We start from the raw sequence: 20,606 nt of genomic DNA, 5'->3' as shown, positions 1-20,606 counted from the left end.
CCTCAGAACCTGCGCCAGAGACCGAGCGTCACGCCGCGCTCGCCGCCGCCTGAAAGCGGCTGGATCAGGCCAAGCTCGATCTGCGCGCCGGGGCGCATCTCGTAGACAAGAGAGGGGGCGAGGCGCAGATAGTCCCGCCCCTCGCCCGGCGCACCGGCCTGAAGCTGGACCACCGCAAGGGTGCGGGGCATGACGGCAAGACCGGCGGTCAGGTCGGTCTCGAAGGCGGTGCCGCCGCCAAGGATCGCGCGCAGATCGGCATTGAGCCAGCCGTGACGCTTGCCAAGGGCGAAGCCCCGGCCAATCGATAGACCGGGGCGCAGGGCGGCAGCGTCCTCGGCCTGCCCTGCCCCCAACTCGAGGGCCAGTTTCAGCGGGCGACCGGTGTGTCCGACCGACCAGCGCAGAAAGGCGATGGCCTTGGACATGCGCAGCGCGTCACCGTTGATATCAAGCCCGAGCGTCAGCCGCTCCGTCGCACCGTATTCGGCGTAGAAGGAGAAACTCTGGCGATTTATGCCGGTCTTGTCGCGCTCTTCGAACTGGCTGGAAAAGGACAGGAACACCTGCCCTTTTTCGCGCGGCCAGGCGCCTGCCTCGACCATGGCGGCGAACCAAGGCAGCAGCAAAAGCGCGACGAGCAGGCGGGCGGGCATGGTTACCTCCGCCTTGAGCTTGATTAAAAAGAGTAAACCGGCGGTTAAGAGCGGCGCGGAATTTACCGACGCGCGGACCGGTGTTATCAAGGGGGCAGGAGGACGCCATCATGCCCCGGATCAGCCAAGACACCAGCCACCAGACCGTCCTGACGACCTTCGAGGTCACGCCCGGCACCTGTCAGGACCTGCTCGACCTGCTCAACGATGCCTATCACCAAGTGATCTCGAAACAGCCCGGCTTCATCGCGGCGGGGCTGCATGTGAACGACGCCCAGACGCGGATCGCCAATTACTCGCAATGGCGCGCGCGCGAGGATTTTCAGGCCATGCTGCGCTCCGACGAGATGCGCACCCGCAACCGGCAGATCAACGAGCTGTGCAAGGGGTTCGAGCCGGTAATGTATGATGTGGTGGCCGTGTTCTGATGGTGGAGAATGCCCGGCAGGACGACGCGCTGGCCGAGGAGGTGCGCGCACTGCGCGCCGAGTTGGCGCTTCTGAACAGCCACCGATTCGTGCGGATCCACAACAGCCTGCCGCGCCTTCTGGCGTTCAATTTCGCGCGCGGGCTGGCGGTGGGCCTGGGCACGGTGCTGGGGGCGACGGTGTTTCTGTCGCTCATCGTCTGGTCGCTGAGTCAGATCGAATTTCTGCCCATCATCGGCGATTGGGCGGCGCAGATCGCGGCCGAGATGCGCACCTCACAGGAGTGATCTGGATCAAGGCGCGCAAGACATGCCAGCATGATAGTCTTTCAAACGAACAGGAAAGGATCATCCAATGTATGCGCACGTTCTGGTTCCCGTCTCTTTCGATGCCGAGCGCGACAGCGCCGGCGCGTTGGCCGTGGCCCGCCTTCTGGCCGGGGAAAGTGGTCATATCAGCCTTCTGCATGTGGTCGAGCAGGTGCCTGGCTATGCCATCTCCTACCTGCCTGCCGGGTATCAGGCAGAGGCGCGCAAGGCGATCGAGGCGGAGTTGGCGAAGATCGCCGCCGATCTATCCGATGCCAGCGCCCATGTCGTCGAGGGCCATTCGGGCCGCACGATCCTCGACTGGGCCGAAAGCCACAAGCCCGATTGCATCGTCATCGCCAGCCACCGGCCCGGAATGCAGGACCTGCTGCTTGGCTCTACCGCCGCCAAGGTGGTCCGGCACGCGCAATGCGCGGTCCATGTGATTCGCTGATCTGCGGAAAACGCGGTTGAAGGGTGCCCCCGCAGCGACTATCGCGGGGGCATGGCGATTGTCTCAAGCATTCTTCTTGCCCTTATTGTGGCGGTTCTGACGCTCAGCTCGGCCCCGGCCGGCCCGGCCGGCATTCCCCATCTGGACAAGTTGGCGCATTTTCTCGCCTTCGCGGCCATTGCCGTGCCTCTGGCGTGGCGCCATCCCCGGCATTGGCGGGCGGTGGCGCTTGGCGTGCTGGCCTATGGCGGAGCGATCGAGCTCATTCAGCCTTTTGCCGGGCGCAGCGCCGAATGGGGCGATCTTGTGGCCGATGGCCTCGGGGCCTTTGCCGGGGCTTTTGCCGCCGCGCGCCTATCCAAAAGGCGTAACATCTGACAGTTAATCAGCCAATCGGGCGGCTTTGGTAAAATTTCTTTACCAGAACGCTTGTGTTTGCGGAACACCGCGATACGATAGCGCTGTTACGGAGGTCGTTCAGTCCCGAATCGCCTGATGGCGAGTGCGTGTGTGACCATCCGGACAGCGACATATGTGAGATCTGGGAGGATATCATGACCGACAAGACCAAACTCGACCGGCGCTCGTTCCTGCGCCGCGCCGCCGTCGGCGCACCCGCCGCAGCCGTGGGCGGCCTCGCGGCCCCTGCGGTGCTTGCGCAGGCACCGATCGTTGTGAAAATGCAGACATCCTGGCCGGCTTCGGACATCTGGATGGATTTCGCGCGCGAATACATTGCCCGGGTCGAGCAGATGTCAGGTGGCCGCCTCAAGGTGGACCTGCTGCCCGCGGGTGCCGTCGTGGCGGCATTTCAGGTGATGGATGCGGTCAGCGACGGGATTCTCGACGCCGCTCACACGGTGCCGGTCTACTGGTATGGCAAGCACAAGGGCGCCTCGTTCTTTGGCACCGGGCCGGTCTGGGGCGGCAATGCCAATACCATGCTTGGCTGGTTCTATCAGGGTGGCGGGGCAGAGCTCTACCGGGAACTGACGCAGGATATCCTTGGCCTCGAAGTTTACGGCTTCATGGGCTTCCCGATGCCCGCGCAGCCCTTTGGCTGGTTCAAGGGCGAGGTGAACACCGCGGCCGACCTGCAAGGCTTCAAGTATCGCACCGTCGGCCTTGCTGCCGACCTGTTGCAAGCCATGGGCATGAGCGTGGCCCAGCTTCCCGGCGGCGAAATCGTGCCGGCGATGGAGCGCGGCGTGATCGACGCGTTCGAGTTCAACAACCCCTCGTCGGACCTGCGCTTCGGGTCGCCTGACGTGGCCAAGCACTACTATCTCTCGTCCTACCATCAGGCGTCGGAGAGCTTTGAATTCCTGTTCAACAAGGACTTCTTCGATGACCTCGACGAAGACCTGCAGGCGATCCTGAGATATTCCGTCGAGGCCGCCTCGACATCGAACACGGCGCTGTCGATGAGGGAATATTCCAACGACCTTCAGCGTATCGAGAACGAGTTCGGCGTCACGGTGCATCGCACCTCCGAGGATATTCTCGCGGCACAGCTCAAGGCATGGGATCAGCTGATCGACGAGTTGAGCGGCGACGATTACATGAAGCGTGTGATGGACAGCCAGCGCGCGTGGGTGGAGCAGGTCGGCTATTTCGAGTTGATGAACGCGCCCGATCTGGCGCTGGCCTACAATCACTTCTTCCCCGGACGACTCAAGATCTGACGGCGATTTCGTCCAGAGTTGACGAAGGCCCCGGCGCGCTATCGCCGGGGCCGACTTTCAATAGAGGAAAGGGGGCTTTCGCGTGATCGGCTTCATTCGCTTCGCCGACAATCTGTCGGCCTGGTTTGGCAAGGCCTTTGCCTGGCTCATCGTCCTGATGGCGGTGGGCACCGGCTATGAGGTGGTGGTGCGCTATCTCTTCAACAGTCCGACAGCATGGGCGCTCGATGTGTCCTTCATCATGTATGGCACGCTCTTCATGATGGGCGGGGCCTATACGCTGTCGCGGGGCGGGCATGTGCGGGGTGACTTCCTTTATCGCCTGTGGCAACCGCGCAATCAGGCCAAGGTGGACCTGGTGCTCTATTTCCTCTTCTTCTTTCCGGGTGTGACCGCGCTCATACTCGCGGGCTGGAAATACGCGGCAAAAAGCTGGTCCTATACCGAGGTGTCCATCAACAGTCCCGCAGGCGTGCCGATCTACCAGTTCAAGGCCGTGATCGCGGCCGCCGGGATACTGCTTTTCATTCAGGGCATGGCGCAGGTCTGCCGCTGCATCCTGGCGATGCGCACCAATGAATGGCTGCCCGCCGATGAAGATGTCTTCGAGACCGAGGACCTGCTGATGCAACAGGCCGCGAAGGCCGAGAAGGACGCACATCCATGACCGATCCGCAAGTCGCCCTGATGATGCTGGGGCTGTTTATCGTTTTTGTGTTCCTGGGCTTTCCCATCGCCTTTACGCTGATGGCTATGGGCATCGGTTTTGGCTATTACGCCTTTTACGACGCGCGGCGCATGTGGCGTGCCTTTGACCGGCTTGGTGAGGATGCGGGCACATGGGATCAATGGCGCCTGTGGTTGGAGGGGTTCTACAACAATCGAATATTCGACCTCTTCGTGAACCAGACATATTCGGTGATGTCGAACGAGGTTCTGACCGCCGTGCCGCTGTTTCTGTTCATGGGCTACATCGTCGAGCGTGCGAATATCGTAGACCGCCTGTTCTCGACACTCAACATCGCGGCCAAGAGAATGCCCGGTTCGATGGGCGTTGCGGCGCTGATCACCTGCGCACTCTTCGCAACGGCCACGGGGATCGTGGGCGCGGTGGTGACGCTGATGGGGCTTCTGGCGCTGCCGGCGATGCTCAAGGCGCGTTACAATCCGTCCTTTGCGAGCGGAATCATCTGCGCGGGCGGCACGCTTGGCATTCTTATTCCGCCGTCGATCATGCTGATCGTCTATGCGGCCTCCTCGGGCGTCTCGATCGTCCGGCTCTATGCGGCGGCGCTTTTGCCGGGGCTGACGCTGGTGGGGCTTTACCTCATCTATATCGTCGGACGCTCCATCCTCCAGCCCTCGGTCGCGCCAAAACCGAGCAAGGAAGAGGTGCCCGATGTCCCGATGCTCAAGCTCGCGCTGATGATCTTCTCGTCCTTCGTGCCGCTGGCTTTCCTCATCCTCGCGGTGCTCGGCTCGATCCTGTTCGGTCTCGCCACCCCCACAGAGGCAGCCTCGATCGGGGCGCTTGGCGGCATCTTCCTTGCCTTCGCCTATCGCGCGATGACATGGCAGCGGATGCGCGAGAGCGTCTATCTCACGGTGCGCACAACGGCGATGGTTTGCTGGCTGTTTGTCGGCTCCTACACGTTTTCGTCGGTGTTTTCCTATCTCGGCGGCGAGCATGTGATTTCCGAATTCGTGCAGGGCCTTAACCTCAGCCCGCTGATGTTCCTGCTTCTGGCGCAGCTCATCATCTTCCTGCTGGGCTGGCCGCTGGAATGGTCCGAGATCATCATCATCTTCGTGCCGATCTTCCTGCCGCTGTTGCAGTTCTTCGATGTCGATCCGCTGTTCTTCGGCATCCTTGTGGCGCTCAACCTGCAAACGAGTTTCTTGACACCACCTATGGCCATGTCGGCCTATTACCTCAAGGGGATCGCGCCGCCGGAAATCCGGCTCACGCAGATCTTTTCGGGCGTCATGCCGTTTCTGGCCTGCGTGATCCTGTCGATGGCGATCATGTATGTCTTTCCGCAGATCGTGTTCTACCTTCCGGAGTTGATGTATGGCCGCTGAGACCATTCCCGAGGCGCATGTCCTGCGTGATCGTCTGGCCTCGGGCGCGCTGCGCGCGTCCGAACTGGCCGACGCGCTGATCGCCAGGATCGAGGCGCGCGAGCCCGAGATCGGGGCCTTTGCCTGGTTCGACGCCGATTTTGTGCGTCAGCAGGCCAAGGCGCTTGACGCGCAACGGCAGGCGGGGCGGCCCATCGGGGCGCTGCATGGGTTGCCGGTCGCGCTCAAGGATATCATCGACACGGCGAAGATCCCGACCGAGAACGGCTGTCTGCTCGACAAGGGGCGCGTGCCGATCGAAGATGCCGCCATCGTCGCCCGGCTCAGATCGGCGGGCGCGATCATCATGGGCAAGACGGTCACGACTGAACTGGCCTATATGCAGGCAGGACACACGCGCAACCCGCACAACCCCGCGCACACGCCCGGAGGCTCTTCCTCGGGTTCGGCGGCGGCGGTCGCGGATGGGATGGTGCCCTTGGCCATCGGCACGCAAACGGGCGGTTCGGTGATCCGGCCCGCGTCCTTCTGCGGCGTGACCGGCTACAAACCCAGCTTTGGTGCGATCCCGCGCACCGGCGTGCTGATGCAGTCGCCCACGCTGGATACGGTGGGCGTGTTCGCTGCCTCGCCACTTGACGCGGCGCTTCTGGCCGAGGTGCTGATGGGCCATGACGCGGGCGACAGCGCCACCGCGCCCGCCCCTGTGCCGCACCTTTTCGAGGTCGCACGCTCCGCGCCTCCGGTCAAGCCAGTGCTGGCCTTCGTGCGCCCGCCGGGATGGGACAAGGCCCACCCGGAGCTGCACGCGGCCTTTGAAGAGCTTTTCGCGGCCTTGGGCGATCAGGTGTTCGAGGCGCCGCTGCCCAATGCCTTTGACGCTGCGGCAGAGGTGCGCGCACGGATCAATTTTGCGGAAATGGCGCGCTATTATCACCGCTATGCGAAAAACCGCGAGGCGCTGGGCGAGCGCACCCGTGCCGCCATCGAAGAGGGCGAGGGCATCCTTGCGCGCGACTATATCGCCGCGCTCGACTGGGCGGATGTGCTCTATGCGGGACTGGGCGAGATATTCGAGCGCTGCGACGCGATCCTCTGCCCCGCCGCCACCGGCCCCGCGCCCGAGGGGCTGGACTTTACCGGCGACGCGATCTTCAACGGATTGTGGACGCTGACCGGCACCCCCGCCGTGACCGTGCCCGCCTTCACCGCCTCGAACGGCCTGCCCATGGGCGTGCAGCTCGTGGGGCCCCGCGGTGGCGATGCGCGGCTGCTGCGCACGGCGAACTGGTTTCACGCCTGGCTCTCCGAGGCCAGCGCATGACGAAAGGATGAGAACATGAACCGGATACTGGCGCTTTTTGCCTTCGTCGTTCTGGCGGGATTTCTCTACATCCTCGCCAGCAAGATCGGCTCGCTCGATCTGTTGTTGGTGACGGTGCTCACGGTGGCGCTGGCCGCTTATGATTTCGTGACCTCCAGCAAGAACAAGAGCTGAGCCATGGCAAGGCCCGCGATCTGGCTCCCTCGCCGTCTGTCGGAGGCGACAATCGCGCGCGCGCGCCGCGATTACGAGGTGATCCTGAACGAGGAGGACACCCCCGGCACGGCAGAAGAGATCATCGCCATGAGCGCGCGGGTGGATGCGATGATCCCCTGCCATTCCGAGCATTTCAGCGCCGATGTGGTGGCGCGGCTCGATCCCCGGCTCAGGATCGTGGCCAACCATTCCGTCGGCGTTGATCACTGCGACCTTGCCGCGTTCAAGTCGCGCGGCATCGTCGTGACCAACACGCCCGACGTGCTCTCGGACGCGACCGCCGAGATCGCCATGCTCCTTATGCTCGGCGCAGCGCGGCACGCGGTCCGCGGGGACCGGCTGGTGCGGCAGGGTCAATGGGATAGCTGGTCGCCGTCCTTCATGGTGGGCAAGCAGGTGAGCGGCGCGCGGCTGGGTATCGTGGGCATGGGCCGGGTGGGCCGTGCCTTTGCTGAAAAGGCACGCGGCTTCGGTATGGAAATTCACTATCACAACCGGTCGCGGCTCTCGCCCGAGGCGGAACAGGGCGCGGTGTTCCACGCCGATGTGGAAAGCCTGCTGGGGGTGGCCGATTTCCTGTCGCTGCATTGTCCCGCGACGCCAGAAACGGTGGATTTTCTCAACGCCGCGCGTATCGCGCGCCTGCCTGCGGGCGCGGTGGTGGTCAATACCGCGCGCGGCGCGCTCATCGACGAGACGGCTCTGCTTGCGGCCATAGAGAGCGGCCATGTCGCCGCGGCCGGTCTCGACTGCTTCAAGGTGGAACCGGGCGGAAACCCCGCCTTTGCGGCGCATGAAAACATCTTCATGCTGCCCCATATCGGCAGCGCCACCCGTGCGACGCGCGACGCCATGGGCTTTCGCGCGCTCGACAACCTCGACGCGTTCTTTGCTGGCAAAGAGCCGCGCGACCGGCTGGTCTGAGCCCTACGAGGCTCGCCGCATCCCCATCACCCGCGCCCGCGCGCGCGGGTCGCTGTCGAAGAGCGCGGCCAGTTGTTCGGTCATGGCGCCCGCCAGTTGGTCGGCGTCGGTTATGGTCACGGCACGCTGGTAATAGCGGGTGACGTCATGGCCGATGCCGATGGCCAGCAATTCCACCTGTTTGCGGCGCTCGACCATGGCGATGACGTCGCGTAGGTGCTTTTCAAGGTAATTGGCGGGGTTGACCGAGAGCGTGCTGTCATCCACTGGCGCGCCGTCAGAGATCACCATCAGGATCTTGCGTGCCTCCTTGCGGGTCACCGTGCGCCGGTGCGCCCATTCCAGCGCCTCGCCGTCGATATTTTCCTTGAGCAGCCCCTCTTTCATCATCAGGCCAAGGTTGTCGCGGGTCCGCCGCATCGGCGCATCCGCGGCCTTGTAAATGATGTGGCGCAGATCGTTGAGGCGACCGGGCAGTTGCGGGCGGCCCTCGGCCAGCCATTTCTCGCGGCTCTGCCCGCCCTTCCATGCGCGGGTGGTAAAACCGAGGATCTCCACCTTGACGCTGCACCGCTCCAGCGTCCGCGCCAGAACATCGGCACAGATCGCGGCGATCGAGATGGGCCGCCCGCGCATCGAGCCGGAATTGTCCAAGAGAAGCGTCACCACCGTATCGCGGAACTCCGTGTCCTTCTCGACCTTGAAGGAAAGCGGTGTGGTCGGGTTGGCCACGACGCGCGCAAGCCGGCCCGCATCAAGGATACCCTCTTCGCGGTCGAACTCCCAGCTTCGGCTCTGCTGCGCCTGAAGGCGGCGTTGCAGCTTGTTTGCCAGACGCGACACCGCACCCTTGAGCGGCTCCAACTGCTGATCGAGATAGGCGCGCAGCCGCTCCAACTCGGCCGGATCGGCCAGATCCTCGGCGCGGATTTCCTCGTCAAACTCGGCGTGATAGACGGTGTAGGTCGGGTCGGCCTCTGATGGGGGCGGCGGCGGGGGCGGATCCAGCGGGGCCTCGCCCTCGGGCAGCTCGGCGTCTTCGTCCATCTCCTGATCGGCCATCTCGTCAAGGCTCACCTGCGCCTGTTGCGCATCCTGCTGGTCGTCCTGAGAACGTTCGGGGTCGGCCTCGTCCTCGTCCTCGTCGCTATCGTCCTCGCCGGTGCTGTCCTGCTGCTGCTCCTCGCCCGATTCCTCGGCCTCGTCCTCCTGGTTATCGTCGGTGCTGTCTGGATCCTCACCAAGCTGATCGCCATAGCCCAGATCCTCGATCATGCGTCGGGCAAAACGGGCGAAATCGGACTGATCGGCAAGGATGTCCTGCAACTTCTCCAGCGTGCCGCCCGCCTGCTCCTCGATGAAGCCGCGCCAGAGGTCCATGACGTTCTGTGCGCCCGCGGGCATGTCGCGGCCCGTGGCGAGATGGCGGATAAGGTATCCGGCGGCGGCGGGCAGCGGGGCGTCGGCGGTCGAGGTGATCCGGTCATAGCCAAGGCGCGCGGCGTCTTGTGCTATCTTGGCGTCGATATTGGTGGCGGTGCCGGGCATGTCGCGCGCGCCCACGGCCTCGCAGCGGGCGGTTTCCATCGCCTCGTATAACTCGCGTGCCATCTCTCCGGGGGGCGCATAGCGGGCGTGGACGCCCGCATCATGGAACTTGTGCCGCAGCGCCAGCGCATCCGCCGTGCCGCGAGCAAGCAGAACCTCTTCGCGCGTCATGCGGCGGCTCACCTGTGGCAGGCGCATCGCCTCGCCCGACAGCCCGCTCGGATCGACCGAATAGGAAATCGTCAGCTCGCTGTCATCGGCCATCACCTTGGTGGCATTGGCGAGCGCCTTCTTGAACGGATCGGCGGGGTTGTCGCTGGGCTTTGTCATGACGCGAAAATGGCGCAGGGGCAGGGCTAAGGCAAGGGGCCATCGCCGCCCCTACCCAGCCGCGAGCCGATCCAGCAGCGCCCGCATGAAGCCGTGACCGGCCTCGAACTGCGCAACGGTGATATACTCATCGGGCTGATGGGCCTGCGCGATATCGCCGGGGCCGCAGATTGCCGCCGAATAGCCCGCCTCCTGGAACTGTCCTGCCTCGGTGCCGTAGCTGACAACGTGGCCGGCATTGTCGCCGGTGATCTGGCGGATCAGCGCCTCGGCAGCGCCATCCGTCTCGGGGCGCAGGCCCGGCACGGTGAACTTCCGCCGCGTCTCTATCCGCGTCTCGGGGCGCACGGCCTGCATGGCGGTCTCGGCCACGCGCACCTGCTCGATGAAGCGCGCGCCCCATGCCTCCGGCTCCTCGCCCGGCACGACGCGGAAATCCATGCCGAAGCGGCAGTCCTTGGCGGTGATGTTATGCGCCGTGCCACCCGAAATCTGGCCGACATGAAGCGTGGTCCAGGGCGGCTCGAACATGGCGGCAAGGTCCGAGGAGGGGGCGGCGCGGTTCTCGGCATTCATGCGGTTGGCCCAGTCGATCAGCGGCGCGGCGGCCATGATCGCGTTGACGCCCCGGTGCATGAGCGAGCTATGCACCTCGTAGCCTTGCACATGCACGTCAAAGCCAAGCCCCCCCTTGTGGCCTGTCACCGTCTGCATCGTCGTGGGTTCCCCGATGATGGCGAGACCGGCGCGAGGCACCACGCCTTGCATCGCGGCGATCATCGGCGGCGCTCCGATGCAGCCCACCTCCTCGTCGTAACTGAGCGCCAGTTGCAGCGGGCGCGCAACGCCCCGCCGATGCGCCTCGACCAACGCCCAGATTGCCAGCGCGTCAAACCCCTTCATGTCGCAGCAGCCGCGACCATAATATTTGCCGTCCCGCTCGACCACGGTAAAGGGATCACTGGCCCAGGGCTGGCCATCGACCGGCACCACATCGGTATGCCCCGAGAGCACGACACCGCCCGCCACCTCCGGCCCGACATGGGCGAAAAGCGCGGCCTTCTCGCCGTTCTTGTCATAGTGGCGATGCGCTTGGATGCCGTGACCGGCAAGATAGCCCGCGACCCAGTCCACCAAGGGCAGGTTGCTGTCCCGGCTGACGGTCGGAAAGGCCACCAGCCGCGCCATGATGTCGAAGGGGGAGAGGTGGACCGGCATATTCGTTTCCCTTACGAGATTCAATTTTTCCAGAAGTGACATTTGACGCTTGATACAACTATGTGCAGTTACCGGCTCTGATGATGTGACCGCCCCCCGACGGCATCGATGTGCCAAGGCGGGGGGTATGGGTTTGCTCATGCAGTCCAGCTATCACACTGGATTCACAAAATGAATCCCTCACGGGATTTGTGAAACAGAGCCGCGCCATTGGCGTAAGCAACATCCTAATTCTCCAGACGTTCTATTTCCGCGTTGCACTCCGGCATGTAGCGGAGCACCGTTTCAGGCGCTGGGCGAATGCTTTCGGGCAAGTCCTGTAAGACTTCATCCATCACCTCGGCGGTTAGCGAGGCCACTTTGCAGGCGTATTGCTTACGCGTGCCCTCGGGGTTTTCCTCCAGCCAGTCCTGAAAGTCTTGTTCCTCAAAGTAAGCGATGGTCAAGGCACCCACAACGGGAATGGCGACCATGGCTCTCCTTAGCCGGGCCTTAGCCTTTGTTCTCGCGACAGCCCTCGCCAGTTGCTTTCGATGCGCGACCGCCTGGCGCTCATTGTGGCGACTGTAGTTGCCATCTGCATCGCCCAGAAGCCCGCAGCGATAGTGGTCGACATCAGTGCGAAGCTAAGCCATCCGAGGAAAACAATGTTCCTGAAAACCCCAATGATTTTCGACATGTGACACCTTGCTTTATGAATTGAATTTCGCCAACGCTGACCACCCGGAGCCGTTCACTCAGGGCAGATTATGCGTGACGACGCAATCCGCAACCATTGTCACCTATGTTCTCAGTGGGAGCGCATGGCGAATGGGTTTGATCCTCGCCTGCCGTGACCCTGTCCCGCCATGACAAACTCTAGCCCTAGGGCTGGGGGCATTTCAGAGCCAGTTCTGGTCTCCGAGGCGTTAGAAGGCTGGTCGAGGGAGCGTTGGCTGGGGTGGTAGGATTCGAACCTACGGTACACGGTACCAAAAACCGTTGCCTTACCACTTGGCTACACCCCAGTGTGAGGCGCTCATTACTCCGGGGGCTGGCGCGGTTCAAGAGTGCAGCGCAAAAAAATTGCAGGTGAGCCGGGGGCGGGTCAGTTGACCAGCTCGTCGGTCTCCACGCCCCAGAGCGCAGTCTTCTGGGCCCAGCCCCGATAACCCTCGGTCGCAAGCGCGCACCATTCGGGACCACATTCCGATAGACGCGCGATCACCCCCGCCTCCAGCCGCGCCACGACCATCGTGGCCGGGTCTGGGCGCGCCCGCAACTCAAGCATGTCCTGCTCCACGATCACGGTGCGCACGCCCGACAACAGCATGTAATGCACCCAGCCGCCCGCGCCGTCGCGGTCCTCGACCCGCCGCCAGTGGCCGAATTCGGCGGTGATGCGCAGCGGCATGTCGCGATGCTTGAACACCCAGTCGATCCGGTGAGTCAGGCTCGGGCCGCGCCGCACATTGGCCTCGGACGCCTTGAGCGAGACATAGCGCGGCAATGGCAGGCCAGTCACCGGCCCGCGTTCCTCCGCCGCCACCATCAGCGGCCAGAGCGCCATCACGATAAGGGTCAGTGCCAGACGCCGCATCGCTTCTCTCCGATTTCCGTCAGTGCCTGCAAAGGGTTCTTGTGCCCCGCTCGTTCCTGCGCCACTCTGGCAGCAACGCGCGGAAAAGAAAAGCCAGAGGAGGGGCTTCATGCCATCTCAACGCCTGAGTGTTGTCGTGACGCGACGCTTGCCGGAGCCGGTTGAACGCCGGATGCAGGAACTGTTCGATGTGCGTCTGCGCGAGGATGATACGCCGATGAACCGTGACGAGCTTGCCGCTGCGTTGCGCGAGTCGGATGTGCTGGTGCCGGTCATCACCGACCGGATTGACGCGGGCCTTGTCGGGCAGGCCGGAGAGCGGCTGCGTCTGATCGCCAATTACGGTGCGGGCGTGGATCACATCGACGTGGAAACAGCCCGGCAGCGCGGCATCCTCGTCTCCAATACCCCCGGTGTGCTGACCGACGACACTGCCGACATGACCATGGCGCTGATCCTTGCCGTTACGCGCCGTCTGCCCGAGGGGCTGGCGGTGATGCAGTCGGGCGACTGGCGCGGCTGGTCGCCGACGGCCTTTCTTGGGGGGCGGATCGCGGGGCGGCGGCTTGGCATTCTCGGGATGGGCCGGATCGGGCAGGCGGTGGCGCGGCGCGCGGCGGCCTTCGGGATGCAGGTGCATTACCACAACCGTCGCCGTTTGCGCCCCGAGATCGAGGAAGCGCTCTGTGCGACCTGGTGGGAGAGCCTTGATCAGATGGTTGCGCGGATGGATGTGATCAGCGTCAACTGCCCACATACACCTTCGACCTTTCACTTGATGAACGCGCGGCGGCTCAAGCTGATGAAGCCCGACGCGGTGATCGTGAACACCTCGCGCGGCGAGGTGATCGACGAGAACGCGCTGACCCGGATGCTTCGCGCCGGAGAGATCGCCGGTGCGGGGCTCGACGTTTACGAGCGTGGGGCCGAGATCAACCCGCGCCTGCGGGATCTCAAGAACGTGGTGCTGTTGCCGCATATGGGCTCGGCCACGGTCGAGGGGCGGCTTGAGATGGGCGAAAAGGTGATCATCAACATCAAGACTTTCGATGATGGTCATCGCCCGCCCGATCTGGTCGTCCCGGCGATGCTGTAAACGGGTGGCCTTCGAGATTTTCCTTGCGACTGCGCCGGGGCTGGAGGCGGCTCTGGCAGAGGAGGCCCGCGCTCTTGGCTTTGCGTCGGTGATTGCGGTGCCGGGAGGCGTGACCTTCACCGGTGGCTGGCCCGAGGTGTGGCGCGCCAATCTCGCGGTCCGCGGCGCGAACCGTGTGCTGGCCCGCATCGGTGAATTTCGCGCCTTTCATCTTGCGCAGCTTGACAAGCGGGCGCGCAAGTTCGACTGGGCTGCGGTGCTGCGCGCCGATGTGCCGGTGAAGGTCGAGGTCACCTGTCGGCGCTCGAAAATCTATCATGCCGGGGCGGCTGCCGAGCGCATCAGCCGCGCCATTTCCGAGACGCGTGGCGCGCCGGAAGGCGGCGAGGGAGCGATCCGGGTGATGGCGCGGATCGAGGACGATCTGGTGTCGCTCAGTGTCGATACGTCCGGCGAGCCGCTGCACCGGCGCGGCCACAAGGAGGCCGTCGGCAAGGCCCCCCTGCGCGAGACGCTGGCCGCGCTTTTCCTGTGGCAATGCGGCTTCGACGGGAGCGAGCCGGTGCTCGATCCGATGTGTGGTTCGGGCACCTTTCCGATCGAGGCGGCCGAGATGGCAGCGGGGCTTCTGCCGGGTCGTGACCGGCGCTTTGGCTTCGAGGAGTTGGCGGGATTCGACACGGGCGCGTGGCAGGCGATGAAAGGCGATATCGCGCCCAAGCCGGTTTCCGTCATGTTCCACGGGTATGACCGGGACGCAGGCGCCGTGCGCATGGCAATGGCCAATGCCGAACGCGCAGGCGTGGCCGCGTTCACGCATTTTGCCTGTCAGCCGGTTTCGGCGCTTGTGCGCCCCGACGGTCCGCCCGGTCTTGTCATGGTCAACCCGCCCTATGGCGCGCGCATCGGTGAGCGCAAACTGCTTTTCGGCCTTTACGGCAGCCTTGGCGAGGTGCTCCGGCGCGAGATGCGCGGCTGGCGCGTGGGGCTGGTGACAAGCGATGGCGGGCTGGCCAAGGCGACCGGCTTGCCGTTCTTGCCACCGGGGCCGCCGGTGGCGCATGGTGGGCTCAAGGTGACGCTCTGGCGCACCGGCCCGCTCTGAAGCGATTGTGGAGAGTTTTCGGTAATGTCCGGATGGCGGTAACGGGGTGTTAACCCGACCTCGGATAGAGTGACGGACAGGAACCTAAGGAGTCGATGAATGCGCGCGTTGCTGCTTGTTCTGGCGTTCCTTGCCGCGCCGCTGATGGCACAGCAGGCGACCGATGCGATCGCGCCCGAGGGGCGCGGGGCAGGGGGTGTGCAGGTGCCCCCCTCGCTTGCCGCTGCGGCGCAGGCCAAGGCGGAGGGGCGAGCGTTCGAGGCGGATAACTGGATGATCGCCGCCGCGCACCCTCTCGCGGTCGAGGCCGGGGCGCGGGTGCTGCGCGCGGGCGGGACGGCGGCGGATGCGCTTGTGGCGGTGCAGGTGGTGCTCGGCCTGGTGGAGCCGCAAAGCTCGGGGTTGGGCGGCGGGGCCTTTCTTGTCTGGCATGACGGGGCGACGGGCGAGCTTACCACCCTCGACGGGCGCGAGACCGCGCCGCTCGCGGCGACGCCCAGGCTCTTTCTCGATGAGGCGGGTCAACCGCTTGAGTTCTTCGAGGCGGTGATGGGCGGGCGCGCGGTCGGTGTGCCGGGTGTGCCCGCGCTCCTGGCCGAGGCGCATGGGCGATGGGGTCGCGCAGATTGGGCGGGGCTGTTCGACGACGCGATCGGGCTCGCGGGTGAGGGGTTTCCGGTCAGCCCGCGGCTGGCCCAACTCGTCGCGCGCGACGCCGCCCGCCTTGCACGCCATCCCGAGACGCGCGCCTATTTCCTGCCCAGGGGGCGTCCCTTGCAGGCGGGCACCGTCCTGAGCAACCCAGCCTATGCCGAAACGCTGCGCATCTTCGCCCGAGAGGGGGTGCGGCCCTTCTACACAGGCAGGATCGCTGCCGATATCGTTGTGCGGGTGCAGGGTGCAGAGGGCAATCCGGGACTTTTGACGGGGACGGATCTTGCCATCTATCAGGTGCGAGAGCGTGCGCCGGTCTGTGTGCCCTATCGCGGTCATGAAGTCTGCGGCATGGGGCCGCCATCGTCGGGTGGCGTCGGAGTGGGGCAGATTCTCGGCCTTCTGGAGCAATACGATCTGGCGGCGCTCGGGTCTGACAATTCTGACGTCTGGCGGCTGATTGGCGACGCTACGCGTCTCGCCTTTGCCGACCGGGGGCGCTTTATCGCCGACAGCGATTTCGTGCCGGTGCCGGTCAAGGGTTTGCTCGCGCCCGACTATCTCGTGGCGAGAGCGGTGCTCCTGCAGGGCGATGACGCGTTGCCCGAGGTCACATCGGGCACGCCCTCTTTCGATCATGCCCTGAATTGGGGGGCCGAGCGGACTCTTGCGCGACCCGCGACCTCGCATGTCTCGATGGTCGATGCCTATGGTAATGCGCTCGCCATGACGTCGAGCATCGAAAACGGGTTCGGATCGCGGCTCATGGTGCGGGGCTTCCTGCTCAACAATCAACTCACCGATTTTTCCTTCGCCAGCCACCAGGACGGCCGTCCCATCGCCAATTCGGTCGCGCCGGGGAAAAGGCCGCGTTCCTCGATGGCGCCGACGATCCTGCGGCGCGATGGCGCGCCGGTGATGATCCTCGGCAGTCCGGGAGGCAGTCGGATCATCCCCTTCGTGGCGAAAACCATCATTGCCATGGTCGATTGGGGGATGGACCCGCAGACCGCGGTGGACCTGCCGCATCTGGTCAATCGGTTCGGCATCTATGACTTGGAAGAAGGCGTGTCCCAACTCGCGCCGGGGCTGCGGGCGTTGGGCTATGAGGTGGACATCCGTGATCTTGCCTCGGGCCTGCACGTCATCTCAATCGGCTCTCACCTGCAAGGAGGGGCCGATCCGCGCCGCGAGGGGCTTGCCTACGGCGAGTAGGCTCAGCCTTTTTTCTTCTTGCCACTCCGGGCCTTTCTGTCCTTGTCTTTCTTCTTGTTCTTCTTTCCGTCCTTGTCGGCCTTGCCTTTCTTGCCGGCCCTGTCCTTCTTGCTGTTCTTGGTCTTGCCCTTTGCTTTCGCAGGGGCGGCGTCAGGGGCTGTCGCCACAGAGGGCGAGACAAAGGTTTGTGCCTCGGCGATGAAACGCGCGGCGCGCTCCGGGCTGATGCCGCGCACCTGTGTGAGCGTTGCCGCATCCGCCGCGGCAAGGGCCGCCGGATCGCTTATTCCAAGGTCTTCCAGCGCGCGGCGCAGGGCGGGGCCGATGCCGCCGATGTCTTCGAGTGTGCTCATGCGGTCTGTCCTGAACTGGGGGCCGGGCGCATCAGGACTTGCCTGCGCGTTTGGCCTTTTTCTTCCTTGACTTCTTTTCGGATCCCGCCGCGCCGACGATGGCTGGCGGCACTTCCCCAGGGGACACCCAATGGGCTTCGGTGAACTCTCGGATGAAGCGCCGGATTTCGCGCGCGGCGCTTGTGTCAAGCGCATCGCAGAGATCGACGAACGCATCTCGGTCCGCCTTGGGGATGCGGATCACGAGTTGGCTGTCCTTGGTCTGCTTTCGGCGTCGTCCGGCTTCGGCCACGGGATGCCCTCCTGGGGGTAACCGTAAGGCAAATAATATCGTTTGTATATACATTGTGTTACAAATCAACCATTCGCCAGATCTCGCAGGATCGGGCAGTCGGGTCGGCTGTCGCCTGCGCATTCGCGAACCAGGTGGCGCAGCGTTTCCTGCATTGAGCGCAGTTGCGCGATCTTCTCGTCGATCTGCGCCAGATGCTCTTCGGCGAGTTGCTTGACATCGGCGCTGGCGCGGTCCTGATCCTCGTAAAGCGCCAGAAGCCTGCGGCAATCCTCGATTGAGAAGCCGAGCGCGCGTGCCCGCCCCAGAAAGGCCAGTTTGTGCACGTCCGAGACGCGGAACAGGCGGTAGCCATTGGTGTCGCGCAGCGGTTTGATCAGATTGATTTCTTCGTAATAGCGGATCGTCTTGGCGGGCAGGCCGGTTTCGCGGGCGACATCTGAAATATTCATCTGGCAATCTCCATGGCCGGGCGCAGGCCGCGAAGCCTGAGCGCGTTGCTGAGAACGAAAACGGATGAGAGGGCCATCGCACCCGCCGCCAGCACAGGCGAAAGCATGTGCCCCGTGACCGGATAGAGCACCCCCGCCGCCACCGGGATCAGGGCCGTGTTGTAGGCGAAGGCCCAGAACAGGTTCTGCCGGATGTTGCGCAGGGTGCGCGCCGAAAGATCAAGCGCGTTCATCACACCGCGCGGATCGCCCGACATGAGGACCACATCGGCGGCCTCGATCGCCACATCCGTGCCCGTGCCCATGGCGATGCCGACCTCGGCCTCGGCAAGAGCCGGGGCGTCGTTGATTCCGTCGCCGACAAAGGCAAGCGGGCCGAAGCGGTCTCGAAGCGCGGTGACCGCAGCGACCTTGCCCTCTGGCAGAACTTCGGCCACGACATGGTCGATACCAAGATCGCGGGCAATGGCGCGGGCGGTGGTTTCGCTGTCGCCGGTGACCATGGCCACGATCAGCCCTTTCGAGTGCAGCGCCGCGATGGTGGCACGGCTGGTGGGTCTGGGGGCGTCGGCCACGCCAAGCACGGCGGCCAGCGCGCCGTCAATGGCGACATGGATGGCAGAGTGGCCGTCCTGTGCCAATTCATCGGCTACGGGATCGAGCGATTCGGTCGCCACCCCTTCGCGCACCATCAGCCGGGGCGCACCGATGATGATTTGTCGCCCTTCGACCGTCGCAAGGATGCCGAATCCCGGCACCGCCTCGAAGGCCGTGACATCTGGTAGCGAAAGGCCGCGCCTCGCCGATTCGTTCCCTATGGCGCGGGCGATGGGATGCTCGGACCGCTCCTGCGCCGCGGCGGCGATGGCGAGAATTTCGTCCTCATCAAATCCGGGGGCTGTGGCGATTCGCGTGACCACGGGCTTGCCCTCGGTCAGCGTGCCGGTCTTGTCGAAGGCCACCACGCGCACCTCGTCGAGGCGCTGCAGCGCCTCTCCCTTGCGGAACAGCACGCCGATCTCCGCCGCGCGCCCTGTGCCGACCATGATCGAGGTGGGCGTGGCAAGCCCCATCGCGCAGGGGCAGGCGATGATCAGCACCGACACCCCGGCCACCAGCGCGTAACTCAGCACTGGTGCGGGGCCGAAGGCCAGCCAGAAGGCCACGGCGGCCAGCGAAATGGCGATCACGATGGGCACAAAGACCCGCACTACACGGTCTGCCAGCGCCTGCACCGGCAGTTTGGCGCCCTGCGCCTCGGCCACCATGTCGATGATTCGCGCCAGCACCGTGTCGTGGCCGACGGCGGTGGCCCGAAAAACAAGCGCGCCGCTGCCGTTGATTGTGCCGCCCACCACGCCTGCCCCGGCGGACTTTGCCACGGGCACCGGTTCGCCAGTGATCATCGATTCGTCCACATGCGACTGGCCGCTCGTCACCTCGCCATCGACCGCGATCCTCTCGCCCGGGCGCACATGGACCAGATCGCCGGGGGCAATCGCGTCGATCGCCACCTCGCGGAGTTCGCCGTCACGCTCGACTCGCGCGGTGGCCGGCTGCAGCCCGATCAACCGTTCGATGGCCGCCCCGGTTCGGCCCTTGGCGCGCGCCTCGAGCCAACGCCCTACGAGAATCAGCGTCACGATCACGGCGGCGGCTTCGAAATAGACTGCTCGCGCCGCCTCGGGCAGAAGGCCGGGCAGGAACAGGGCGGCAACTGAAAAGAGCCACGCCGCCGCCGTGCCGAGGGCGACGAGGCTGTTCATGTCGGGCGCACCCCGCCAGAGCGCCGGCAGGCCGATGCGAAAGAACCGTCGCCCCGGCCAGGCCAGAATCAGTGTCGTCAGCGCAAACTGCAAGATCCAGGAAACCTGCATCCCGATGGTGCGCATGATCAGATCATGCATGCCCGGAATGATGTGGCTGCCCATCTCCAGCAGAAAGACCGGCAGCGTCAGGGCGCCCGAAATCCAGACAAGGCTCCGCGTGTGCGCGATCTCCTTGGCGCGGCGCTCGGCCTGATCCTCGGCCTGCGTCTCCTGTGGGCCAGCGGGCAGGCTTGCGGGATAGCCCGCTTCGGTCAGAGCGCGCGCGAGCGTGGAGGCATCCGTGCTACCGGGCAGGAATCGCACCTGAGCGGTCTCCGTCGCAAGATTGACGCTTGCCTCCAGCACCGAGGGCTGCGCCATAAGCGCTGCTTCGGCCCGTCCGACGCAGGAGGCACAACTGAGCCCCGATATGGAAAGCGTGACGCTTTCCTCGCGCGCCGGATAATTGGCTGCGTGCAACGCCGAGGCGATGGCGGTGGCGCGCGCCCCATCCACTACCATACGCGCCTCGCCATTGGCAAAGTTGACCGAAACATCGTGCAGCCCCTCGACCCCGGCCAACGCCCGCTCGGCCCGCCCCGCGCAGCCCGCGCAACTGAGACCCTGCACATCGATTCTGATCGTTCGCGCCGCTGTCATGATGATACCTCGTTGCCAGACGAGACCACAGATGGTCCTTCCAGCTACCGGAAGGTCAAGCGGTGCGCTGCGAAAACCACGCCAGAACAAAAGAAAATCCGCTTACATGCAGAAAAAGTGACGAAAGCGAAAAAAAGCTCTTGCGACTTTTGGGGGTCGCCCGTAAATACGCCTTCACCGGCGGCGCTGAGGCGCGGTTGGTTGGGTCTGGGGATTGTG

General features: G+C 64.5%; 22 protein-coding genes and 1 tRNA gene. 14 read left to right on the top strand and 9 right to left on the bottom strand.

The features are described from left to right. Positions 1 to 2: 2 nt before the first annotated feature. Positions 3 to 656: a hypothetical protein gene (locus KAK09_RS07545; protein WP_210878323.1), complete on the bottom strand. Its 654-nt coding sequence runs from the start codon at positions 654 to 656 to the stop codon at positions 3 to 5. 110 nt (positions 657 to 766) lie between these two features. On the opposite strand from KAK09_RS07545, the gene KAK09_RS07540 reads away from it, so the two are divergent. The 10 genes from KAK09_RS07540 to KAK09_RS07495 all read left to right on the top strand — a co-directional run bounded on the left by KAK09_RS07540 (position 767) and on the right by KAK09_RS07495 (position 8,077). Beyond that, the gene (locus tag KAK09_RS07540; RefSeq protein WP_210878322.1) at positions 767 to 1,084 is read left to right on the top strand and encodes an antibiotic biosynthesis monooxygenase family protein; all 318 of its coding nucleotides are present in this window, start codon (positions 767 to 769) and stop codon (positions 1,082 to 1,084) included. Further along, positions 1,084 to 1,371 (top strand): DUF5665 domain-containing protein, encoded by a 288-nt coding sequence (locus KAK09_RS07535; protein ID WP_210878321.1) that lies wholly within the window; start codon positions 1,084 to 1,086, stop codon positions 1,369 to 1,371. The genes KAK09_RS07540 and KAK09_RS07535 overlap by 1 nt, the downstream gene beginning before the upstream one ends. A 67-nt stretch (positions 1,372 to 1,438) precedes the next feature. Next, a complete protein-coding gene (locus KAK09_RS07530) occupies positions 1,439 to 1,846 on the top strand; it encodes a universal stress protein (protein ID WP_210878320.1) in 408 nt (135 codons plus the stop codon). Between the two features lie 51 nt (positions 1,847 to 1,897). After that, positions 1,898 to 2,224: a VanZ family protein gene (locus tag KAK09_RS07525; RefSeq protein WP_210878319.1), complete on the top strand. Its 327-nt coding sequence runs from the start codon at positions 1,898 to 1,900 to the stop codon at positions 2,222 to 2,224. Positions 2,225 to 2,400: 176 nt separating this feature from the next. Further along, entirely contained in the window at positions 2,401 to 3,531 is a 1,131-nt protein-coding gene (locus tag KAK09_RS07520) for a TRAP transporter substrate-binding protein (protein ID WP_210878318.1), read from the top strand. 82 nt (positions 3,532 to 3,613) lie between these two features. Continuing rightward, positions 3,614 to 4,198 (top strand): TRAP transporter small permease subunit, encoded by a 585-nt coding sequence (locus KAK09_RS07515; RefSeq protein ID WP_210878317.1) that lies wholly within the window; start codon positions 3,614 to 3,616, stop codon positions 4,196 to 4,198. Further along, positions 4,195 to 5,613: a TRAP transporter large permease gene (locus KAK09_RS07510; RefSeq protein WP_210878316.1), complete on the top strand. Its 1,419-nt coding sequence runs from the start codon at positions 4,195 to 4,197 to the stop codon at positions 5,611 to 5,613. The genes KAK09_RS07515 and KAK09_RS07510 overlap by 4 nt, the downstream gene beginning before the upstream one ends. Next, entirely contained in the window at positions 5,603 to 6,937 is a 1,335-nt protein-coding gene (locus KAK09_RS07505) for an amidase (protein WP_210878315.1), read from the top strand. Before KAK09_RS07510 ends, KAK09_RS07505 begins: the two co-directional genes overlap by 11 nt. A 15-nt stretch (positions 6,938 to 6,952) precedes the next feature. Continuing rightward, a complete protein-coding gene (locus KAK09_RS07500) occupies positions 6,953 to 7,111 on the top strand; it encodes a hypothetical protein (RefSeq protein ID WP_210878314.1) in 159 nt (52 codons plus the stop codon). Positions 7,112 to 7,114: 3 nt separating this feature from the next. Beyond that, positions 7,115 to 8,077, top strand: a complete 963-nt coding sequence (locus KAK09_RS07495) for a 2-hydroxyacid dehydrogenase (protein WP_210878313.1) — start codon at positions 7,115 to 7,117, stop codon at positions 8,075 to 8,077. A gap of 3 nt (positions 8,078 to 8,080) precedes the next feature. Here KAK09_RS07495 and cobT read toward each other — a convergent pair whose 3' ends face one another. The 5 genes from cobT to KAK09_RS07470 all read right to left on the bottom strand — a co-directional run bounded on the left by cobT (position 8,081) and on the right by KAK09_RS07470 (position 12,752). After that, a complete protein-coding gene (cobT, locus tag KAK09_RS07490; protein WP_210878312.1) occupies positions 8,081 to 9,955 on the bottom strand; it encodes a cobaltochelatase subunit CobT in 1,875 nt (624 codons plus the stop codon). Between the two features lie 51 nt (positions 9,956 to 10,006). Further along, positions 10,007 to 11,173 (bottom strand): acetylornithine deacetylase, encoded by a 1,167-nt coding sequence (gene argE / locus KAK09_RS07485; RefSeq protein ID WP_210878311.1) that lies wholly within the window; start codon positions 11,171 to 11,173, stop codon positions 10,007 to 10,009. Positions 11,174 to 11,400: 227 nt separating this feature from the next. Then, a complete protein-coding gene (locus KAK09_RS07480) occupies positions 11,401 to 11,646 on the bottom strand; it encodes a hypothetical protein (RefSeq protein WP_210878310.1) in 246 nt (81 codons plus the stop codon). A 459-nt stretch (positions 11,647 to 12,105) separates the two neighbouring features. After that, positions 12,106 to 12,180, bottom strand: a tRNA-Gln gene (locus KAK09_RS07475). A gap of 80 nt (positions 12,181 to 12,260) precedes the next feature. Further along, positions 12,261 to 12,752, bottom strand: a complete 492-nt coding sequence (locus KAK09_RS07470) for an SH3 domain-containing protein (protein ID WP_210878309.1) — start codon at positions 12,750 to 12,752, stop codon at positions 12,261 to 12,263. 109 nt (positions 12,753 to 12,861) lie between these two features. Here KAK09_RS07470 and KAK09_RS07465 point away from each other — a divergent pair, with 109 nt between their 5' ends. The 3 genes from KAK09_RS07465 to ggt all read left to right on the top strand — a co-directional run bounded on the left by KAK09_RS07465 (position 12,862) and on the right by ggt (position 16,822). Continuing rightward, positions 12,862 to 13,848, top strand: a complete 987-nt coding sequence (locus tag KAK09_RS07465) for a 2-hydroxyacid dehydrogenase (RefSeq protein WP_210878308.1) — start codon at positions 12,862 to 12,864, stop codon at positions 13,846 to 13,848. Further along, positions 13,802 to 14,953 (top strand): THUMP domain-containing class I SAM-dependent RNA methyltransferase, encoded by a 1,152-nt coding sequence (locus KAK09_RS07460; RefSeq protein WP_247651122.1) that lies wholly within the window; start codon positions 13,802 to 13,804, stop codon positions 14,951 to 14,953. The genes KAK09_RS07465 and KAK09_RS07460 overlap by 47 nt, the downstream gene beginning before the upstream one ends. A gap of 99 nt (positions 14,954 to 15,052) precedes the next feature. Then, positions 15,053 to 16,822 (top strand): gamma-glutamyltransferase, encoded by a 1,770-nt coding sequence (gene ggt, locus KAK09_RS07455; RefSeq protein ID WP_210878307.1) that lies wholly within the window; start codon positions 15,053 to 15,055, stop codon positions 16,820 to 16,822. A 2-nt stretch (positions 16,823 to 16,824) separates the two neighbouring features. Here the strand turns inward: ggt and KAK09_RS07450 are convergent, their stop codons facing one another. Then, on the bottom strand, positions 16,825 to 17,175 hold the full coding sequence (locus KAK09_RS07450; RefSeq protein WP_210878306.1) for a helix-hairpin-helix domain-containing protein: 351 nt from the start codon (positions 17,173 to 17,175) through the stop codon (positions 16,825 to 16,827). 130 nt (positions 17,176 to 17,305) lie between these two features. Here KAK09_RS07450 and KAK09_RS07445 point away from each other — a divergent pair, with 130 nt between their 5' ends. Beyond that, positions 17,306 to 17,488 carry a hypothetical protein gene (locus tag KAK09_RS07445; RefSeq protein ID WP_210878305.1) on the top strand — a complete coding sequence of 61 codons (183 nt, stop codon included), beginning with the start codon at positions 17,306 to 17,308 and terminating at the stop codon, positions 17,486 to 17,488. A gap of 44 nt (positions 17,489 to 17,532) precedes the next feature. Here the strand turns inward: KAK09_RS07445 and cueR are convergent, their stop codons facing one another. Together cueR and KAK09_RS07435 are read right to left on the bottom strand one after the other, a co-directional pair. Next, positions 17,533 to 17,919, bottom strand: coding sequence for a Cu(I)-responsive transcriptional regulator (gene cueR / locus KAK09_RS07440; RefSeq protein WP_210878304.1), 387 nt, complete (start codon positions 17,917 to 17,919; stop codon positions 17,533 to 17,535). After that, complete coding sequence (locus tag KAK09_RS07435; protein ID WP_210878303.1) at positions 17,916 to 20,387, bottom strand: heavy metal translocating P-type ATPase; 2,472 nt, start codon at positions 20,385 to 20,387, stop codon at positions 17,916 to 17,918. The genes cueR and KAK09_RS07435 overlap by 4 nt, the downstream gene beginning before the upstream one ends. Positions 20,388 to 20,606: the final 219 nt, after the last annotated feature.

Origin of the sequence: Roseovarius autotrophicus, from assembly GCF_018069895.1 — a bacterium.
In the GTDB taxonomy this organism is placed as follows: domain Bacteria; phylum Pseudomonadota; class Alphaproteobacteria; order Rhodobacterales; family Rhodobacteraceae; genus Roseovarius; species Roseovarius autotrophicus.
This window is presented reverse-complemented; position numbering and strand designations above follow the sequence as displayed.